The 18,917-nt window shown below is 44.8% G+C and carries 16 protein-coding genes and 1 pseudogene; 13 read left to right on the forward strand and 4 right to left on the reverse strand.

Translation table 11 applies throughout. From position 1 onward, the window contains the following. Nucleotides 1–17: 17 nt before the first annotated feature. From R7M72_RS16820 to R7M72_RS16855, 8 genes and pseudogenes are all read left to right on the forward strand, one after another. Nucleotides 18–230 (forward strand): annotated as a pseudogene (locus R7M72_RS16820) (hypothetical protein). Between the two features lie 274 nt (nt 231–504). Continuing rightward, a complete protein-coding gene (tig, locus tag R7M72_RS16825; protein WP_005382251.1) occupies nt 505–1,812 on the forward strand; it encodes a trigger factor in 1,308 nt (435 codons plus the stop codon). Nucleotides 1,813–1,917: 105 nt separating this feature from the next. Then, nucleotides 1,918–2,544 carry an ATP-dependent Clp endopeptidase proteolytic subunit ClpP gene (gene clpP, locus R7M72_RS16830; protein ID WP_005382347.1) on the forward strand — a complete coding sequence of 209 codons (627 nt, stop codon included), beginning with the start codon at nt 1,918–1,920 and terminating at the stop codon, nt 2,542–2,544. Between the two features lie 70 nt (nt 2,545–2,614). Beyond that, nucleotides 2,615–3,895 (forward strand): ATP-dependent protease ATP-binding subunit ClpX, encoded by a 1,281-nt coding sequence (gene clpX, locus R7M72_RS16835; protein WP_005382345.1) that lies wholly within the window; start codon nt 2,615–2,617, stop codon nt 3,893–3,895. Nucleotides 3,896–4,025: 130 nt separating this feature from the next. Next, nucleotides 4,026–6,377 carry an endopeptidase La gene (gene lon, locus R7M72_RS16840; RefSeq protein WP_005384300.1) on the forward strand — a complete coding sequence of 784 codons (2,352 nt, stop codon included), beginning with the start codon at nt 4,026–4,028 and terminating at the stop codon, nt 6,375–6,377. A 191-nt stretch (nt 6,378–6,568) separates the two neighbouring features. After that, a complete protein-coding gene (locus R7M72_RS16845) occupies nt 6,569–6,841 on the forward strand; it encodes an HU family DNA-binding protein (RefSeq protein ID WP_005382341.1) in 273 nt (90 codons plus the stop codon). Between the two features lie 201 nt (nt 6,842–7,042). Then, nucleotides 7,043–8,902: a peptidylprolyl isomerase gene (gene ppiD, locus R7M72_RS16850; RefSeq protein ID WP_171343110.1), complete on the forward strand. Its 1,860-nt coding sequence runs from the start codon at nt 7,043–7,045 to the stop codon at nt 8,900–8,902. Between the two features lie 255 nt (nt 8,903–9,157). After that, nucleotides 9,158–9,442, forward strand: coding sequence for a ComEA family DNA-binding protein (locus tag R7M72_RS16855; protein ID WP_031777211.1), 285 nt, complete (start codon nt 9,158–9,160; stop codon nt 9,440–9,442). Between the two features lie 98 nt (nt 9,443–9,540). On the opposite strand, the gene rrtA is transcribed toward R7M72_RS16855, so the two are convergent. After that, a complete protein-coding gene (rrtA, locus tag R7M72_RS16860; protein ID WP_005382331.1) occupies nt 9,541–10,092 on the reverse strand; it encodes a rhombosortase in 552 nt (183 codons plus the stop codon). A 3-nt stretch (nt 10,093–10,095) separates the two neighbouring features. On the opposite strand from rrtA, the gene R7M72_RS16865 reads away from it, so the two are divergent. Further along, nucleotides 10,096–10,710, forward strand: a complete 615-nt coding sequence (locus R7M72_RS16865) for a tRNA-uridine aminocarboxypropyltransferase (RefSeq protein ID WP_025766956.1) — start codon at nt 10,096–10,098, stop codon at nt 10,708–10,710. Nucleotides 10,711–10,716: 6 nt separating this feature from the next. Here R7M72_RS16865 and R7M72_RS16870 read toward each other — a convergent pair whose 3' ends face one another. The 3 genes from R7M72_RS16870 to R7M72_RS16880 form a co-directional block, all read right to left on the reverse strand. Next, nucleotides 10,717–12,039, reverse strand: a complete 1,323-nt coding sequence (locus R7M72_RS16870) for an anti-phage deoxyguanosine triphosphatase (protein WP_017634779.1) — start codon at nt 12,037–12,039, stop codon at nt 10,717–10,719. A gap of 15 nt (nt 12,040–12,054) precedes the next feature. Next, nucleotides 12,055–12,639, reverse strand: a complete 585-nt coding sequence (gene yfbR, locus R7M72_RS16875) for a 5'-deoxynucleotidase (RefSeq protein WP_017634778.1) — start codon at nt 12,637–12,639, stop codon at nt 12,055–12,057. A gap of 91 nt (nt 12,640–12,730) precedes the next feature. Then, entirely contained in the window at nt 12,731–13,945 is a 1,215-nt protein-coding gene (locus R7M72_RS16880) for a pyridoxal phosphate-dependent aminotransferase (RefSeq protein ID WP_005384283.1), read from the reverse strand. A 217-nt stretch (nt 13,946–14,162) separates the two neighbouring features. On the opposite strand from R7M72_RS16880, the gene R7M72_RS16885 reads away from it, so the two are divergent. The 4 genes from R7M72_RS16885 to menB are packed head-to-tail and all read left to right on the forward strand — an operon-like array spanning nt 14,163 to nt 18,858. After that, nucleotides 14,163–15,470 (forward strand): isochorismate synthase MenF, encoded by a 1,308-nt coding sequence (locus R7M72_RS16885; RefSeq protein ID WP_206947033.1) that lies wholly within the window; start codon nt 14,163–14,165, stop codon nt 15,468–15,470. Then, nucleotides 15,467–17,185 (forward strand): 2-succinyl-5-enolpyruvyl-6-hydroxy-3-cyclohexene-1-carboxylic-acid synthase, encoded by a 1,719-nt coding sequence (gene menD / locus R7M72_RS16890; protein WP_318056263.1) that lies wholly within the window; start codon nt 15,467–15,469, stop codon nt 17,183–17,185. Before R7M72_RS16885 ends, menD begins: the two co-directional genes overlap by 4 nt. Next, the gene (gene menH / locus R7M72_RS16895; RefSeq protein WP_005382319.1) at nt 17,172–17,999 is read left to right on the forward strand and encodes a 2-succinyl-6-hydroxy-2,4-cyclohexadiene-1-carboxylate synthase; all 828 of its coding nucleotides are present in this window, start codon (nt 17,172–17,174) and stop codon (nt 17,997–17,999) included. Before menD ends, menH begins: the two co-directional genes overlap by 14 nt. Further along, nucleotides 17,992–18,858, forward strand: a complete 867-nt coding sequence (gene menB, locus R7M72_RS16900; protein ID WP_005382318.1) for a 1,4-dihydroxy-2-naphthoyl-CoA synthase — start codon at nt 17,992–17,994, stop codon at nt 18,856–18,858. Before menH ends, menB begins: the two co-directional genes overlap by 8 nt. Nucleotides 18,859–18,917 lie beyond the last annotated feature (59 nt).

Consider the following 18,917-nt stretch of genomic DNA (forward strand, 5'->3'; position numbering starts at 1 on the left):
TTGGTCACCGTAAGAAAATGTTAATAGTTTGTAGGAAGGATTAGGGATTTAGTTTTCAACTCTGTGGAGTAAAACAAGAGCGAGATCTCTTTTTAGGCTTTTCGATAAAAAAACCGGTCGATTCTCTTGAAAAAGTCGCTATTGTCCCCATTCTAGATATGCTGGCGATGCTTAGACGGTGTCTGAATCGCATTTTTGAAGAAAAAATGGGTCAGCATTCGAGAATTTAGCGCAGACAATGTCCACATAGTGGCTATTGGCTCGACAGGGTTGCGACAGATCGCTAGAATGTCGCGTCTAAAAATTCTGTCCTGAGGCTAATAGGAGATACCTTTGGTTATTTTATCGAAGATATCACTGATTAGTCCGGTACTGACAACCAGTATCGATACTCGATTTTAAATTAGGTGTTCGGACAGAACACTACACAAGGATGAAGCGTAAGCTCCTCTGAGTTTCGCTCATACGCTCGGAAAACCGAGCCACTTTAGAGGTTTATATATAATGCAAGTTACTGTTGAAACGCTAGAGGGCCTAGAGCGCCGTCTAAACATTACTGTTCCAGCTGCAAACATCGAAGACGCTGTAACAGCTGAACTACGCAACATCGCTAAAAACCGTCGTTTCGATGGTTTCCGTAAGGGTAAAGTGCCTCTAAAAATGGTTGCTAAGATGTACGGCAAAGCAGTACGTCAAGACGTTCTTGGTGAAGTAATGCAACGCCACTTCATCGAAGCTATCGTTAAAGAGAAAATCAACCCAGCTGGCGCTCCAACTTTCGCTCCTGTAGAGAACAAAGAAGGTTCAGACCTAGTTTTCACTGCAACTTTTGAAGTTTACCCAGAAGTTGAGCTTAAAGGCCTAGAGAGCATCACTGTTGAAAAACCACTAACAGAAGTTAAAGATGCAGACGTAGAAGAGATGATCGATACTCTACGTAAGCAACAAGCAACTTGGGTTGAAGTTGAAGAAGCAGCAGAAGATGGCAAACGCGTAAGCATCGACTTCGTTGGTTCTATCGACGGTGAAGAGTTCGAAGGTGGTAAAGCTGAGAACTTCCCTCTAGAAATGGGTGCTGGTCGCATGATCCCTGGTTTCGAAGACGGTATCGCAGGTAAAACTGCTGGTATGGAATTCGACATCGACGTGACTTTCCCAGAAGATTACCACGCTGAAAACCTAAAAGGTAAAGCAGCTAAGTTCGCGATCAAAGTGAACAAAGTTGAAGCTCGTGAACTTCCAGAACTAAACGACGAGTTCGTTGCTAAGTTCGGTGTTGTTGAAGGTGGTGTTGAAGCACTTAAAGCTGAAGTTCGTAAGAACATGGAACGCGAACTTAAGCAAGCTGTTAAGAACCGCATCAAAGAGCAAGCGATTGACGGTCTAGTTGAGCAAAACGACATCAACGTACCATCAGCGCTTATCGAGCAAGAAATCCAAGTTCTACGTCAACAAGCTGCACAACGCTTCGGTGGTAACCCAGAAGCTGCTGCTCAGCTTCCACGTGAACTGTTCGAAGAACAAGCTAAACGTCGCGTAGTTGTTGGTCTTCTACTAGGTGAAGTAATCAAATCTGAAGAGCTAAAAGCGGACGACGAAAAAGTTAAAGCTCTAATCGAAGAAATGGCTACTGCATACGAAGATCCATCAGAAGTTATTGCTTACTACGAGCAAAACGAAGAAATGATGAACAACATGCGCAACGTAGCTCTAGAAGAGCAAGCAATCGACGCGATCATCGCTAAAGCACAGGTTTCTGAGAAAGAAGTAGGCTTCAACGAGCTACTTAACCAACAACAACCTGCTGCTTAATAAGCAATATCTTGCGTAGAAGGTTGACTTAACGTTAACTATTCTGCTAACAATGGTCCGTATGATAGTCATCATCCGGGCCATTTATTTTAGGGACATAAGAATATGAGCTACCAAGAAAAAAATGCAATGTCGCCAATTATGGACGCGCTAGTACCAATGGTGGTTGAACAAACTTCCCGAGGCGAACGCTCTTACGACATCTACTCACGTCTGCTTAAAGAGCGCGTGATTTTTTTAACGGGTCAAGTGGAAGACCACATGGCAAACCTTGTCGTGGCTCAGCTACTTTTCCTAGAATCTGAAAATCCAGATAAAGATATTTTCTTATACATCAACTCTCCAGGCGGCAGCGTAACAGCAGGTATGTCTATTTACGATACCATGCAGTTCATTAAGCCAAATGTGAGCACAGTATGTATGGGTCAAGCATGTTCAATGGGTGCCTTCCTGCTTGCAGGTGGTGCGCCAGGTAAGCGTTATGTACTGCCTAACTCACGTGTAATGATCCACCAACCATTGGGTGGTTTCCAGGGTCAAGCTTCTGATATCCAAATCCATGCTCAGGAAATCCTGACGATTAAACAGAAGCTAAACAAGTTGTTAGCAGAACATACAGGCCAACCTCTTGAAGTCATTGAGCGCGATACTGATCGTGATAACTTCATGTCATCAGAGCAGGCTGTGGAATACGGTATCGTGGATGCAGTGTTAAGCCACCGTGGCGAGTAATTAGCCAGCGCATTTTGGCAAAAATTGATATACACTCATTCATGAAGAGTAAAGGCTAAGAGGTTAGCGAATGACAGATAAAAGCAAAGAAAGTGGCAGCGGTAAATTGCTGTACTGTTCTTTCTGCGGCAAAAGTCAGCACGAAGTTCGCAAGCTAATCGCAGGTCCGTCAGTGTACATTTGCGACGAATGTGTCGACTTATGTAACGATATTATTCGCGAAGAAATCAAGGATGTTCTCCCTAAGAAAGAATCTGAAGCGTTACCAACGCCAAAACAGATCCGTGAACACCTTGATGACTATGTGATCGGGCAAGATTACGCGAAAAAAGTGCTCGCAGTTGCGGTATATAACCACTACAAGCGTTTACGCAATGGTGATACAACGAGCGAAGGTGTGGAGCTTGGTAAGAGTAACATCCTTCTAATTGGTCCTACAGGTAGCGGTAAAACACTACTTGCGGAGACATTAGCTCGATTCTTGGATGTGCCATTTACAATGGCAGACGCGACGACACTAACCGAAGCCGGTTACGTAGGTGAAGACGTTGAAAACATCATCCAAAAGCTTCTGCAAAAATGTGATTACGATGTAGCTAAAGCGGAACGCGGCATCGTTTACATTGATGAAATTGATAAGATTTCACGCAAAGCTGAAAACCCATCTATTACGCGTGACGTATCTGGTGAAGGTGTTCAGCAGGCGCTACTAAAACTTATCGAAGGTACGGTTGCATCGGTTCCACCTCAAGGTGGTCGTAAGCATCCTCAGCAAGAATTCCTACAAGTGGACACATCTAAGATCCTGTTCATTTGTGGTGGTGCTTTTGCTGGCTTAGACAAGGTGATTGAGCAGCGTGTTGCAACAGGTACAGGTATTGGCTTTGGTGCTGAAGTTCGTTCGAAGAATGAATCGAAGACGGTAGGTGAGCTATTTACTCAAGTTGAACCTGAAGACTTAGTGAAGTACGGCCTCATTCCAGAATTCATTGGTCGTCTACCTGTAACAACAACACTGACTGAGCTTGATGAAGAAGCGTTGATTCAGATCCTATGTGAACCGAAGAACGCACTGACCAAGCAATATGCAGCATTGTTTGAGCTAGAAAACGCCGAACTTGAATTCCGTGAAGATGCGCTGCGCGCTATCGCGAAAAAAGCAATGGAGCGTAAAACAGGTGCTCGTGGCTTACGCTCGATTCTTGAAGGCGTGCTACTTGAAACCATGTACGAATTACCATCTGCAACAGACGTTAGTAAAGTCGTGATTGATGAGTCCGTCATTAATGGCGAGTCAGAGCCACTGCTTATTTACAGTAACGCAGACAATCAGGCAGCTGGAGCAGAGTAAATTCAGCCATAATGAAAAAGGAGGTAAGTAATTACCTCCTTTTTTTATTTCTCTTATTGAATCCAAACAATTAGCCCCCATATACTGCCTTAAGTAATACGTTAAACGTGAAAGCGGAAGAGAGAATTATATGAACTTGGAACGTTCCGAGCGTATCGAGATCCCGGTACTACCTCTACGTGACGTAGTGGTCTACCCACACATGGTTATTCCATTGTTTGTTGGTCGTGAGAAATCGATTAGCTGTCTAGAAACGGCGATGGAAACCAACAAACAAGTTCTTCTTGTGGCACAAAAGCAAGCGGATACTGACGAGCCTACGGTTGACGACCTATTTGACGTAGGTACGGTAGCCACCATTCTCCAGCTCTTGAAGCTTCCGGATGGCACAGTAAAAGTATTGGTCGAAGGCCAGCAGCGAGCAAAAATTAATCACTTTAAAGAGAGTGACTTCTTCCTAGCAGAAGCTGAATTTGTTGTTACGCCAGAATTGGATGAGCGTGAGCAAGAAGTGATTGTTCGCAGCGCGATTAATCAGTTTGAAGGGTTCATTAAGCTAAACAAGAAGATTCCACCAGAAGTGCTAACGTCACTTAATGGTATCGACGAAGCCGCACGCTTAGCGGATACCATTGCGGCTCATATGCCGTTAAAGTTGGTGGATAAGCAGCAAGTGCTTGAAATTGTTGACGTCACTGAGCGTCTGGAATTCCTGATGGGCCAGATGGAATCAGAGATCGACTTGCTGCAAGTTGAAAAACGAATTCGTGGTCGCGTTAAAAAGCAAATGGAAAAATCTCAGCGTGAGTATTATCTGAATGAGCAAATGAAAGCGATTCAGAAAGAACTTGGTGAGATGGAAGACGCACCAGACGAGTTCGAAACGCTACAGAAGAAGATTGACGAATCAAAAATGCCTCAAGAGGCACGTGAAAAGACAGAGCAAGAGCTGCAAAAGCTTAAGATGATGTCTCCAATGTCTGCTGAAGCAACAGTGGTTCGTAGCTACATCGATTGGATGGTCAGCGTTCCTTGGGCTAAGCGCTCAAAAGTTAAGAAAAACTTAGCGAAAGCAGAAGAGGTTCTTAATGAAGATCACTACGGTCTAGAACGCGTCAAAGAACGTATCCTTGAATACCTGGCGGTTCAAAACCGTATCAACAAGCTAAAAGGTCCTATCCTTTGTCTTGTTGGTCCTCCTGGTGTCGGTAAAACATCTCTTGGTCGTTCAATTGCTTCAGCTACAGGCCGTAAGTATGTTCGTATGGCGTTGGGTGGTGTGCGTGATGAAGCGGAAATTCGTGGTCATCGTCGTACTTATATCGGCTCATTACCAGGCAAATTGATCCAGAAGATGTCGAAGGTTGGTGTGAAGAACCCGCTGTTCTTATTGGACGAAATCGACAAAATGTCTTCCGATATGCGTGGTGATCCGGCATCGGCTCTACTAGAAGTACTTGACCCTGAACAGAATAACTCGTTCAACGATCACTACCTAGAAGTGGATTACGATCTCTCTGACGTTATGTTTGTTGCGACATCGAACTCGATGAACATCCCGGGTCCATTGTTAGACCGTATGGAAGTTATTCGTTTATCTGGTTACACCGAAGACGAGAAGCTGAACATTGCAAAACGTCACCTTGTTGATAAACAAGTGAAGCGTAATGGCTTGAAAGCGGATGAGATCGTCATTGAAGATTCTGCGATTATTGGCATCATTCGTTACTACACGCGTGAAGCGGGTGTCCGTAACTTAGAGCGTGAGATTTCTAAGATCTGCCGTAAAGCGGTGAAGAACATCTTGCTGGATAAGGACATCAAGTCAGTAACGGTAACGATGGACAACCTAAAAGAGTACTTAGGTGTTCAACGTTTCGATTACGGTAAAGCGGATGAAAGTAACCGAATTGGTCAAGTAACTGGCCTAGCTTGGACAGAAGTGGGTGGCGATCTATTAACGATTGAAACTCAATCAATGCCAGGTAAAGGTAAGCTGACACAAACGGGTTCTCTTGGGGATGTGATGCAAGAGTCTATCCAAGCAGCAATGACAGTGGTTCGCTCTCGTGCAGAAAAGCTAGGTATCAATACTGACTTTTACGAGAAGAAAGATATTCACGTACACGTGCCGGAAGGCGCGACACCAAAAGATGGCCCAAGTGCGGGTACAGCAATGTGTACAGCATTGGTTTCTTCTCTGACAGGCAACCCTGTGAAAGCAGAAGTAGCGATGACGGGTGAAATCACACTGCGTGGTGAGGTTCTACCTATCGGCGGCCTAAAAGAGAAGTTACTTGCGGCACACCGTGGTGGCATCAAGACAGTGCTAATTCCAAAAGATAACGAGCGTGATCTGGAAGAGATTCCTGATAATGTTATCGCTGATCTGAAAGTTATCCCTGTACAGTGGATTGATGAAGTACTGAAAGTCGCACTAGAGCGAGACCCGACGGGCGTTGAGTTTGAGTCTCAAAAATAGTGATGTGTAGCAAAAATAAGTAAAAGTTTACGCTGATAAGCCCAAAAAGGCTTGTCAGCGTTTTTTTTGGGCGCTAAGTTAGTTTCGATAGCTGCCAGCCCTTGATGAATAAGGGGTGGAGCATATTTTCTTAACAATGGAACGAAAGTCATCACAAAAATAATCACAGATGACACAAAGGGGAAATTACAGTGAATAAAACTCAGTTAGTAGAACAAATCGCAGAAAATGCAGATATTTCTAAAGCGTCAGCGGGTCGTGCTCTAGATGCATTCATCGAAGCAGTAAGCGGAACTCTTCAATCTGGTGATCAAGTCGCTCTAGTTGGCTTTGGTACATTCAGCGTTCGTACTCGTGCTGCACGTACTGGTCGTAACCCAAAAACTGGTGAAGAAATCCAAATCGCAGAAGCAAAAGTACCAGCTTTCAAAGCTGGTAAAGCACTGAAAGACGCTTGTAACTAATCACGGCGTTATTTCTGTAACCGGCCATTTGCTTAACTTTTGCTCAAACAATAAGTTTCGAACAAAAATTTACAAACTTCGAGCCGAACTTTCTTAAATTATGCGCATCATACTGATGCGCATTTCTTTTTCTGATATTATTGCGCCATTATTTCTATTAGATAGAAGCAGTAGGCTTCAATTGTGGAGAGCAGTTAAATTATGATGGATCGACTACGCGAAGGCGTGAATAGCATCGCGGTCAAAATTATCCTTGGACTTATCATCCTGTCTTTCGTATTTGCAGGTGTAGGTAGCTACATCGTTGGTGGTAGCAACAACTCTGCAGCGAAAGTCGGTAACACTGAGATTCCTCGTGGTGAGTTCGAGATGGCATACCAAAATGAGCGTAACCGTATGCAAGCTCAGTTGGGTGACTACTTCTCTCAAATGCTGGCTGACCCTGCATATGTTGAATCTTTCCGCAAATCCGTTTTAGATCGAATGATCAATGACGTGTTGCTTGACCAACAAGCTGAAGCTTTGGGTCTGCGAATCAGCGACACTCAAGTGCGTAGCATGATTCTAGACATGCCTCAGTTCCAATCTAATGGTCAGTTTGATCAAGAGATCTATCAAGCTTCTTTGCGTCGTGCAGGCTTTTCGCCAGACTCTTTTGCTGAGTACATGCGTCGTGAATTGGTTCGTGAGCAACTGCTGAATGCGCTACAAAACAGTGAATTTATTCTGCCGGGTGAAGTACAAGCAGAAGGCAAGCTGTTCACTCAAACTCGTGATATTCGCACGATTCAGATCGACTTAGCGGAGTTCGCGAAAAATATTGAATTGACCGACGAAGAAATTCAAGAGTACTACAAAGCAAACCCAGACAACTTTACACGCCCAGAGCAGGTTAAAGTCTCTTACATCGAACTGTCAGCTGAAGCGCTAAAGGAACAAGTTAATGTTTCTGATGCTGAGGTGAAAAAGTACTACGACGAGCACTTAAACAAATACTCTTCAGAAGAGCAACGCCGTGTCGCTCACATTCTTGTAGAAGGGGACGATGAAGCAAAAGCGCAAGCTATCCTAGATGAGCTAAACGCGGGTGCAGATTTTGCGACGCTTGCTCAAGAGAAATCTGACGATTTTGGCAGCGCTGAAAACGGTGGTGACTTAGGTTGGATCGAGCGTGATGTGATGGACCCTGCTTTTGAAGAAGCGGCATTCGCACTGAAGAATCCTGGCGATACGTCGGGTCTAGTAAAGTCGGACTTTGGCTATCACATTATCAAGCTTGAAGAGCTAAAAGATTCTGTGGCGAAGCCATTTGAAGAAGTCGCTGCTGAAATCAAACAAGAGATGGTTGACCAACAAGCTATCGATCAATTCTACGAGTTGCAAAATGAGCTTGAGCGCGTAGCGTTTGAATACCCAGACTCATTGTATGATGCTTCTCAAGCGGTTAACCAAGAAGTGAAGACAACGGACTTTATTTCTCAGGTTGATGCACCTGAAGTGCTTCGTAGCTCTGCTGTAATGCAAGCTATCCTGAGTCCTGAAGTTAAAGAAGATGGCCTAAACTCTGAAGCTATCGAAGTTGCGCCTGAGCATATTATCGTTGTTCGTGTTGAAGATGCGCGTGACGAGACAGTTCTTCCATTAGAAGAAGTGAAAGATCAGGTTGTTGCAGAGCTATCTCGTGTTAAAGGTGAGCAAGAAGCGATGGAACTTGGAACACAAGTCGTTGCGGCATTGAAAGAAGGTAAGACGAACGTGCTTGCTGAAAATAATCTTGCCTTTGGTGAACAAGAGACAGTAGATCGTCGTTCTCCGTTGGCAACAACGGTATTCGCGATGGCAAAACCAGTCGATGGTAAACCAGTATACGGTCAGTCTAAAGATCTTGAAGGTAACATCATTATCATCGAGCTTGATGCTGTAAACGCAGAGCTAGATAGTGAGTTAGAAGATCAAGTTGCGATGCAAATGCAGCGTGCATCTTCTCAGCAAGATTTATCATCTGTACTAGCCGTACTGCGTGCAAATACTGACATCGAGTATTATGTTGTGAGCAACTAAGCACAATTAGTGTAATTTGTATGTTGAATAAAACGGGCCGCATAAGCGGTCCGTTTTATTTTTGTCTTTATGAACTTCAATCATCAATAGGCATTACTTAAATTAGTGCGCGTTTAAGTGATAGCGGCCGTTGTGAATTCCGGGTCATCTCAGTTTGTTAAATGCATAACCATATTGCTTTCCATTGCAAACTTGATAGTGACTCGCTCTCGATGACTGTTTTTAGCCTACTATTTTGGAGATTGTATGTTCAATATGAAATGGATTTTGACATTGTGCTTATTTGTTTTTGCACCTTTTAGCATGGCTGCGGATTCAGCCACCGACAAATATGAAGGAATTGAAATTACTGTAAATATCAACACGGCCACTGCTGAAGAAATTGCGACCATGTTGAAAGGTATAGGTGAGAAGAAAGCGCAGAGTATAGTGGACTACCGCGAGGAACATGGCCCTTTTAAAACGGCAGCAGATTTGAAGAGCGTAAAAGGCATAGGTGAAGCGACAGTTAAGAAAAACGAAGACCGCATTTTACTGTAGCTTGATGTATTGCAGATATTGAGTCTGAATTCAGAACAATATCTGTTTCCCTATTACTGCTTTCCCGAACCAGCCCCTCTTTCGTGGTTCGGGATTTTTTATCCGAATAAACGACGGCGAAGGCCTTTTTCCAGTAAAGCCATTACTAACCCACCGAGTGCGCCAAACATATGAGCATCAATAGCAACGTTTGCACCGATAAGCTCAGCAGTACTGCTGGATGGGCCATAGACCTGCTCCCATGCTACTTTGGCGATTAGTCCTCCAACTAACAACACACTGCTTCTTCTGCTTTCAAAGACTTCTCTGAGCGCCCAAAATCCAAACAATCCGTGTAATACGCCGGATAAACCCACGTATACCGACATGTTGGTAAACAAATTCAGCGCACCAACACATGCACATAAGATTGAAAAAACGATAAGGAAGTTACGAGTGCTTGGGCGAAAAATAAAAGTAATGATCCACAATCCGGCGAGGTTCATTCCTAAGTGCGCAAAGTTGGTATGTGTGAGATTTCCTGTTACGATTCGCCACCATTCACCATGGCGTATATTGTAGCTGTGCCACTCGGTTAGGCTTGCCATTGGTTCAAATTGAAGTATCAAACAGATCACGCTGATAATACTCAGCAAGGTATAAAGGTTCACTCTATGTCTCGTTATTGTTCTCGTTGTGGAAAATCGCAAAAAGCGTGTATTTGCCAATGGATTGTACCGCTGGCAAGCGAGGTAGAACTTATCATTCTTCAGCACACGAGTGAAGAACATCGTCCGCTTGGTACGGCACGGATTCTCAATTTGAGTTTAGATAACTGTATTTGTTTGATAGGAGAGGACTTTTCTTGTGATGATGCCTTAAATCACTTATTAGCGGATGAGTCATATCAACATTTTGTTCTTTACCCATCAGAAGAGTCACGATGCATTTCTGAAATCACTCAAGCGAGTCATAGTGTATCTAAGAAAATACGTTTGATTTTGCTCGATGGTACGTGGAAAAAAGCGTACAAAATGTGGCAACTCTCAAGCAACTTACATCCACTCCCAACCGTGCAGTTGCCTAAGCAACTACAAGGGCACTACACCATTCGTAAGGCGCCCTCTGAGAATAGCTTATCGACAGTCGAGGCTGGTTATCATTCGCTTCGCTTGCTTGAACCCGAGCGAGACTTTACACCGCTGATGCGTGCGTTTGAAAAGATGATCGAATTCCAAATCGCCCAGATGCCTCCGGGCGTTTTTGAAAAGAATTACTTGAAAGGTTGAGTGTTACTAAAGAACGATGGAAGAGAAAAGTTGGCGGTGTAGCTTTTGCGCGTGACCATCGGTCATTGCAGAAATATAATCGGCGATGACCCTCATTTTATTGCTCTCGCTCTTCGCCTGACACCACAGATCTCTTGTATGAACGGGTAGTAATCGCTCTGGGTCTGCTGTTAACGCTTCAAAAATATCCATAATAATTTGCTGACCCTTATACTCAACGATCTGGACCTGCGGGACTTGGATAACGAAGGTGCTGACAAAGTGCTTGAGTACGTCAAGTGCACGTGCCATCTGTGGTTCTAAACACGCATTCCAAGACAGTAACGGGTTATTAAACGGCTCATCCACCGTTTTGATTGAAATGCTGGTCAGTAGCGCGTTAACCATACCACCGATAGCATCTTTCCGCTCATGGTGCTTACCGCTAAATAGCATCTGTCCGATGGAATCGATATGAGCTTCAAACCACGGGTCGCCACAGTCCGCTAATTGACTTGCTGCGCCTTCTTGCCATTGCTGACGTGTCACCATACCAAGTACGATTGCATCTTCTAAATCATGAACACCGTAGGCGATATCATCTGCTAGCTCCATGATTGAGCAATCGAGTGATTTAAAACGCGTTTTACTGTGCTCAAACTCCGATTCTGGCGTTGAACGCATCAGACTAAGCAATGCCTTGTCGTTGTCAGAAAGCGGTGCAATTACCCAATCAAATAAGTCTTTATCACAATCATAAATGCCTTTAGCTGGGCTCCAATCTTTTGCTTTTAGTTTACGTTGATGCTCGGCTGGTTGAGGCAACTTGACGGAGCGTGTTTGACTAATGAGGGCAGGGTACTTAATCAAACCAAGCAGTGTGCGGCGTGATAAATTCATTCCGAAATGCTCAGTATAAGGCTCTAACTTAGTGACGATACGAAAGGTTTGGGCGTTCCCCTCGAAGCCGCCATGTTCGCGCATTACGTAGTTTAGAGCGACTTCTCCCCCATGACCGTATGGAGGATGCCCGATGTCGTGAGCCAAACATAATGAATCAATTAAGCTGTCTGATGGTAATAGATCGCGGAACTCTGGCTGTTTTTTCTTTAACTGGGCGACGATACCGGTCCCTAGTTGCGACGCTTCTAAGGAGTGTGTTAACCGACTGCGGTGAAAGTCTTCCAAGCTATTGCCGTGTACTTGGGTTTTTGCTTGTAGGCGTCGAAATGCAGCCGAGTGAAGAATGCGCGCTCGGTCTCGTTGGTACGGGCTCCGATGGTCGTCTCGACGGATTTTATGCTCATCATCATGGCGCTCTTGCCATTGCGGGTGTAATTCAAACGACACGATTATCTCCGTAAGCTAACTGATTTCATCTAACGATAATTCGAAACTTGGGGCAAAGGTATTGAGAAAGTAATCCATTTCAGGCGTTCTGCGTTCTTGCAAAGTGACGTCTAAGCGTTTTTTTGCCAGAGCGAACTCATGGTTGCCGGCGCTTAGTTCTTCAAGACATTTTAAATAGGCACAGATGGAATCGGCTTGCTTAACGATTTTTGCGTCCTCTTCGTGTGCAGAGTGAGAAAGAAGATAGGGGGCAAAATCATCGTGGAACTCTTCCGGTAACATTGAGAGTAATTTTTGTTCCGCTGCCGATTCTATCTTCTTATATTCTTTGGCAATTTCAGGGTTGTAATACTTCACTGGAGTTGGAAGATCACCCGTTAATACTTCACTGGAATCATGGTACATGGCAAGAATAGCGATGCGTTCTGGATTAAGGTTGCCGCCGAACTTTTTGTTTTTAATTAGGGCAAGGGCATGAGCGACAAAAGCAACTTGTAAGCTATGCTCTGAAACGTTTTCTGGTGAGACGGACCGCATTAAAGGCCAGCGTTGGATCAGCTTCATTCGAGCCAGGTGGGCGAAAAAATGGCTTTCTTTCATGGCTTCCTCCGTTTCTGGTGTAAAAAAAGGAACTCACTAGGAGTTCCTCTAAGCATATGAGAGATCAGCACTAATTACTACCAGTGATTCATTACTGGCTGTAGGTTGATAGGAATCTTTCAAAACGTCCAATAGCGATTTCTAGATCTTCAACGTGCGGTAGTGTCACGATGCGGAAGTGGTCTGGTTTTGGCCAGTTAAAACCGGAACCTTGCACCAGTAAGACCTTCTCTTGTTTTAAGAAATCTAAAACCATCTGCTGATCGTTCTTGATGTTGTACATTTTAGTGTCGATTTTCGGGAAGAGGTACATCGCACCCTTAGGTTTGACACAAGAAACACCAGGAATCTGATTGATCAGTTCATACGCTCGGTTGCGCTGCTCTAATAAGCGTCCGCCAGGTAAAATCAGTTCATTAATACTCTGGTATCCACCTAACGCGGTTTGAATCGCATGCTGCATTGGTACGTTTGCGCATAAACGCATCGATGAAAGCAGCTCCAAGCCATTCACGTACCCTTGAGCCAGATGTTTAGGCCCCGTTAGGAACATCCAGCCACCACGGAAACCACAAACACGGTAGGCTTTTGAAAGGCCATTGAATGTCATGACTAGCACGTCTTCAGTGAGTGTGGCGACTGAGGTATGTGTTGCACCGTCGTACAACACTTTGTCGTAGATCTCATCTGCGAAAATGATCAGTTTGTGCTGGCGTGCTATCTCAATCACTTCAAGTAGGAAGTCACGGCTGTATACCGCACCTGTCGGGTTGTTCGGGTTGATCAGAACAATGCCACGTGTCTTTGGTGTGATTTTCTTTTTGATGTCTTCAAGGTCTGGGTACCAGTCAGCCTCTTCATCACATAGATAATGAACCGGCTTACCACCAGATAGTGCAACTGAAGCTGTCCATAACGGATAGTCTGGTGCTGGGATCAGCATTTCGTCGCCATTGTTTAATAGCGCTTGCATGGCCATTACGATCAACTCAGACACGCCGTTACCTACATACACATCTTCGACATCTAGCGAGCGTATACCTTTACGCTGATAGTGTTGGACCACAGCTTTACGAGCAGAGTAAATACCTTTGGAATCACAATAGCCTTGAGAAGTCGGCAGATTACGAATCACGTCGACTAAAATCTCATCAGGGGCGTCAAAACCAAATGGGGCAGGGTTACCAATGTTTAGCTTTAGGATTTTATGCCCTTCTTCCTCCATGCGCTTAGCATGTTTGAGTACAGGACCCCTAATGTCGTAGCAGACATTGTCGAGTTTTGACGACATCCCGATATTTTGCATTGTTTAATTCCTAAAAATTCGTTAATTTCTTTATTAAAATACAATAATTTGTTTTTTATTAGAATATATATCTGTAAATAATCTGTCTGCTGGTTAAGTTTTGCTCGCTTGCTATCACAGGATTTTGCAAAAGATCGCATACGACCTTGATTTGCTTTGGGTCTAAACTTAGAGTAGCCGTCAGTTACCATTTATCCTCACATACAACGAGGTTGATTTGTCACAGTTCCATCAAGCCGTAAAGAGAATTATCGAGCGAGTTCAGCAATCGGAAGGCAATCAAACACGTCTGGTCGAGCCCCTTAGCGAGAAACCTAATTTCTCATTTATTGATTGGCTTGATGCGCAACCACTTTTCCCTAAGTTTTATTGGCAGTCCCGCGATACACGTGAAGAGGTCGTTGCACTAGGGCAATTGCACGCTTTTGTTGAGCCAGGTCCTGCTTATACCATTCTAGGTGAAGGGCAAAGAGTCTGGGGCGGGCGCTCTTTTGATGGACAGCATGAGAAGAATCGTCGCTGTATGCCCTCTTTTTTCTTTTTGCCTCAAATTGAGTTAATTCGTTTTGACCAACAGTGGTCTCTCGCAGTTAATATTTCAGAAGACAAAGCGCGAACTCTAGCTGGGTTGAATAAACTGGTTTGTGAGGTCGCGACCTTAGCTCCAATTTCGTCTCACATCTGCTCTATTGTTCACACGCCAAGTCAGCCTCAATGGAATGAGTTAGTTCATAAGGTTCTGACTGGTATAGAGAATGATGATTTTAAGAAAGTGGTTTTAGCGCGTCGCTCTACCGTGCAGCTTGATAACACATTAAGTGCTGCACAGCTACTTAAAGCAAGTTACTTAAATAACCATCATAGCTTCCATTTCATGCTGAGCTTAGACAGTAAGCACAGTTTTATGGGGTCTACGCCAGAACGTTTGTATTCTCGCGTAGGGCATGAGCTACATACCGAAGCGTTAGCAGGTACGATTGGTCGGGGAGACAATGCCACTCAAGATATGGAGTTGGCGAATTGGTTATCCCAAGACCAAAAGAACCTCAACGAAAACCAGTATGTGGTGGACGACATCATTGACCGTCTATCACCACATTCTGAAGTGGTTGAAGTGGAAGCTGAACCGAGTTTGGTCAGACTACGAAAAGTGCAGCACCTTAAGCGAAATATTCACGCTAGTCTAAGAGCGGGGATAAATGGTGTTCAGTTGTTATCGGCGCTTCAGCCAACAGCGGCGGTTGCTGGCTTACCCCGACAAGAGTCGATGCAATTTATATTGGATAATGAGCCGTTTGCACGCGGCTGGTACGCGGGGTCAATGGGTTACATAAGCCATGAACGAGCAGAGTTTTGTGTCGCAATCAGAAGTGCGCTTGTGCTCGGTGAGCAAGTACAACTGTTTGCGGGCGCAGGGATTGTTCCAGGCTCCATTGCAGAACATGAGTGGGCAGAACTTGATAAGAAAATGTCGACGTTACTTACGCTGATTTCTGATCATCCGCCATTGGGAGTCGCATCATGAGTCATGACCAAGCGGTGCTCAATCGAGTTTGGTCAGAAACCATATTGATTGAGCTTCAGCGATTTGGCGTTAAGCATGTTTGTATCGCTCCCGGATCTCGTTCTACTCCTTTAACTTTAGAAGCGGCAGAACAGTCCGACTTTTCCATTCATACTCATTTTGATGAGCGTGGACTGGGCTTTATGGCTCTTGGTTTAGCGAAAGCTACTCAGGAGCCAGTGGCAATTATCGTTACCTCTGGTACGGCAGTGGCGAACCTATTACCGTCGGTTGCCGAAGCCAAACTTACTGGTGAAAAACTGGTGCTGCTGACAGCAGATCGTCCAGTAGAATTTGTCGGCTGTGGTGCAAACCAAGCGATAAATCAATTGGGTATTTTTTCACATCATGTTTCGGCCAGTTTGAATTTACCAAGCCCAAATTTAGCAACGTCGCTTAACTGGTTGCTGACCTCTGTTGACGAAGTGATGTTTACTCAGCAATTGCAGGGTAGTGCTGTTCATATTAATTGTGCATTTCCAGAGCCTTTGTATTCCAACGGCGCAAAAGCGGATTATCAAACCTACTTAGATTCGGTCGCCGGATGGCGAAAAGGAAGCGGCACTTATACTCAGCGTTTTAGCCATTTGTCTCAGGCGAACATCCCGCCTTTTTCGGACAAAAAAGGCTTGGTTGTGATTGGCAGCTTACCGCTTGAACAAGCGAAGTCGGCGCGGGCATTTGCACAAAAGATGGGATGGCCAGTACTTGCAGACCCGCAAAGTGGCCTCAGTTCGGATTGGGCGTATTACGATGTATGGCTTCAACTTCCCGAGTTTGCAAACGAGCTTGAATCTTGTGAACTTATTATCCAATTTGGTAGCCGAATCATCTCCAAACGTTTGAACCAATGGATTGATAAACAAGTATCGAAAAATCAACAAAGTAAAGACGTTCAGTATTGGTATGTCTCACCTTGTATGGGCCGGAATAACCAAAATCATCTGGCGCAAATGCACTGGGTTGAGCCTCCTAAAACGTGGGTTTCTCGCATTAGTTTTGAGAAGTCAATATTTGCTGGGTGGGCTGATAGGTTAGCGAATGACGTTAAGCGAGTTCATCAACGTATCGAAGAAGCCTTCCTATCTGATTCAGCGTCTGCCATTGACGAAATTGCGTTGGCAGCAGACATCAACGAGCGCACAAAGAACGTAGATGTTTTCTTGGGTAATAGCTTGTTTGTTCGGCTTGTTGATATGTACGGAAAATTGGATGGTGTAGAGGTTTTCACTAATCGAGGCGCGTCAGGGATTGACGGTTTGTTTGCTGCGGCATCAGGCGTGCAACGGGCAAGAGGTAATCCGTTACTGATGTATATCGGTGACACAGCAGCACTTTATGATCTCAATTCTCTGGCGCTATTTTCTCACAATAAACTGCCGGCGGTACTTGTTGTTACCAATAATGACGGCGGTGCGATTTTTGATATGTTGCCAGTACCACCAGAGCGCAGGACGACATATTATCAAATGCCTCATGGTTATCAGTTTGAACACGCGGCAAAGCAGTTTGGTTTGGCGTATTTGCATGTTTCTACACTGGAGCAATTCCAATCATCTGTAAAAGAGCATTTATGTCACGGCCAAGGAACGTTGCTGGTCGAGGTTCAAACCCCATCTAACCAAGCTGCTGAGACACTCAAGGCATTTAATAAGAGTCTGAATGCTTTACTTTGAACGTTTCCCTGTATTAGAAAAACACCAAAGTAGAACGTTGCCCACTTTGGTGTTTTTGCATGGCTTACTCGGTAGCGGTGCCGATTGGCTCGCGTGTTTAAATGCATTACCCGAATATGAACGTGTTACGGTTGACCTCCCTGGTCATGGGCATAGCCAATCTATTTCTTGCAGCGATCTGAATGATTGCTGCAAACTTCTTGGTTCCACACTATCTTTATTATTTCCCTCACAACAACCACTTATTTTGATTGGTTACTCTATGGGCGGCCGCATTGCGATGCATGGTATTGCCCATCAATGCTTTCCAGATCTCAATATTGCAGGCGCGATTATTGAAGGGGGAAACTTCGGGCTTCAAACTGAGTCAGAGAAACAGGTGAGATTAGAGAATGATGCTCGCTGGGCAATGCGTTTCAAAACTGAACCACTTGAACGTGTTTTGAACGATTGGTACCAACAAGCGGTGTTTTCTTCACTAAACCATGAGCAAAGACAAACATTCATTGCGAAGCGAAGTGATAATCTTGGCTCAGCGGTGGCGAATATGTTGATGACGACATCGTTAGCCAAACAGGCATATTTGTTGCCCTCACTGCAAAAGCAGAACATACCAGTGTATTACTTGTGTGGTGAGAAAGACCAAAAATTTAGCCAACTGGCACAACGTAGCGGGTTGGCGTATCGACAAGTTGAAGGCGCTGGTCATAACGTCCATCAAGAGCAGCCCAAACAGTTTGCGATACATACCAAGCAAATAATTCAGTCTCACTTTGGTGAGAGTAACGAGAACAATGGGAATCACCATGGCTAAAACAGTAGGCATTTCTGAAGAAGAACTTTACGCTCCGGTTCAATGGAAAGATTGCGGCGAGAAATACGAGGACATTCATTACCATAAGTCTGAAGATGGTATCGCGAAAATCACCATTGCGCGTCCTCAAGTGCGTAATGCGTTTCGTCCTCAAACGGTAAAAGAGATGATTGATGCGTTGGCAGATGCGCGTTACGACTCTGGTGTTGGCGTGATCATTCTGACAGGTCTAGGTGAAGACGCATTCTGTTCTGGCGGTGACCAGAAGATCCGTGGCGACTACGGCGGCTACAAAGATGACCAAGGTACGCACCACCTAAACGTATTGGACTTCCAACGTGATATTCGTACTTGTCCAAAACCAGTGATCGCATCGGTAGCTGGTTGGGCTGTGGGCGGTGGTCATGTTCTGCACATGATGTGTGACCTCACGATTGCAGCTGACAACGCTCAATTTGGTCAAACAGGCCCTAAAGTGGGTTCATTTGATGGCGGTTGGGGTGCATCTTACATGGCTCGCATCGTAGGCCAAAAGAAAGCTCGCGAAATTTGGTTCCTATGTCGTTTCTACAATGCTCAAGAAGCGGTAGACATGGGCCTAGTAAACACAGTTGTACCACTAGCGGATCTAGAGAAAGAAACCGTTCGTTGGTGTCGTGAAGTTCTGCAACACAGCCCAATGGCATTGCGTTGCTTGAAAGCTGCGTTGAACGCGGACTGTGATGGCCAAGCGGGTCTGCAAGAACTGGCGGGTAACGCGACTATGATGTTCTACATGACAGATGAAGGCCAAGAAGGTCGTAACGCATTCAACGAGAAACGTCGTCCAGACTTCGATAAATTCCCTCGCAACCCATAATCCGTCTAAATGAGGAGCGTGTTAGCTCCTCTGTTCCTTTTTTCCTGAGCGCCTCGCCC

Origin of the sequence: Vibrio sp. YT-18 (assembly GCF_033337345.1) — a bacterium.
Classification (GTDB): domain Bacteria; phylum Pseudomonadota; class Gammaproteobacteria; order Enterobacterales; family Vibrionaceae; genus Vibrio; species Vibrio alginolyticus.

Coding starts and splice junctions, on each gene's coding strand:
- lon (WP_005384300.1), top strand. CDS start 4,026: ATGAACTTGGAACGTTCCGAGCGTATCGAGATCCCGGTACTACCTCTA.
- yfbR (WP_017634778.1), bottom strand. CDS start 12,639: ATGAAAGAAAGCCATTTTTTCGCCCACCTGGCTCGAATGAAGCTGATC.
- clpX (WP_005382345.1), top strand. CDS start 2,615: ATGACAGATAAAAGCAAAGAAAGTGGCAGCGGTAAATTGCTGTACTGT.
- R7M72_RS16855 (WP_031777211.1), top strand. CDS start 9,158: ATGAAATGGATTTTGACATTGTGCTTATTTGTTTTTGCACCTTTTAGC.
- R7M72_RS16865 (WP_025766956.1), top strand. CDS start 10,096: ATGTCTCGTTATTGTTCTCGTTGTGGAAAATCGCAAAAAGCGTGTATT.
- clpP (WP_005382347.1), top strand. CDS start 1,918: ATGAGCTACCAAGAAAAAAATGCAATGTCGCCAATTATGGACGCGCTA.
- menH (WP_005382319.1), top strand. CDS start 17,172: ATGCTTTACTTTGAACGTTTCCCTGTATTAGAAAAACACCAAAGTAGA.
- tig (WP_005382251.1), top strand. CDS start 505: ATGCAAGTTACTGTTGAAACGCTAGAGGGCCTAGAGCGCCGTCTAAAC.
- menB (WP_005382318.1), top strand. CDS start 17,992: ATGGCTAAAACAGTAGGCATTTCTGAAGAAGAACTTTACGCTCCGGTT.
- R7M72_RS16880 (WP_005384283.1), bottom strand. CDS start 13,945: ATGCAAAATATCGGGATGTCGTCAAAACTCGACAATGTCTGCTACGAC.
- ppiD (WP_171343110.1), top strand. CDS start 7,043: ATGATGGATCGACTACGCGAAGGCGTGAATAGCATCGCGGTCAAAATT.
- menD (WP_318056263.1), top strand. CDS start 15,467: ATGAGTCATGACCAAGCGGTGCTCAATCGAGTTTGGTCAGAAACCATA.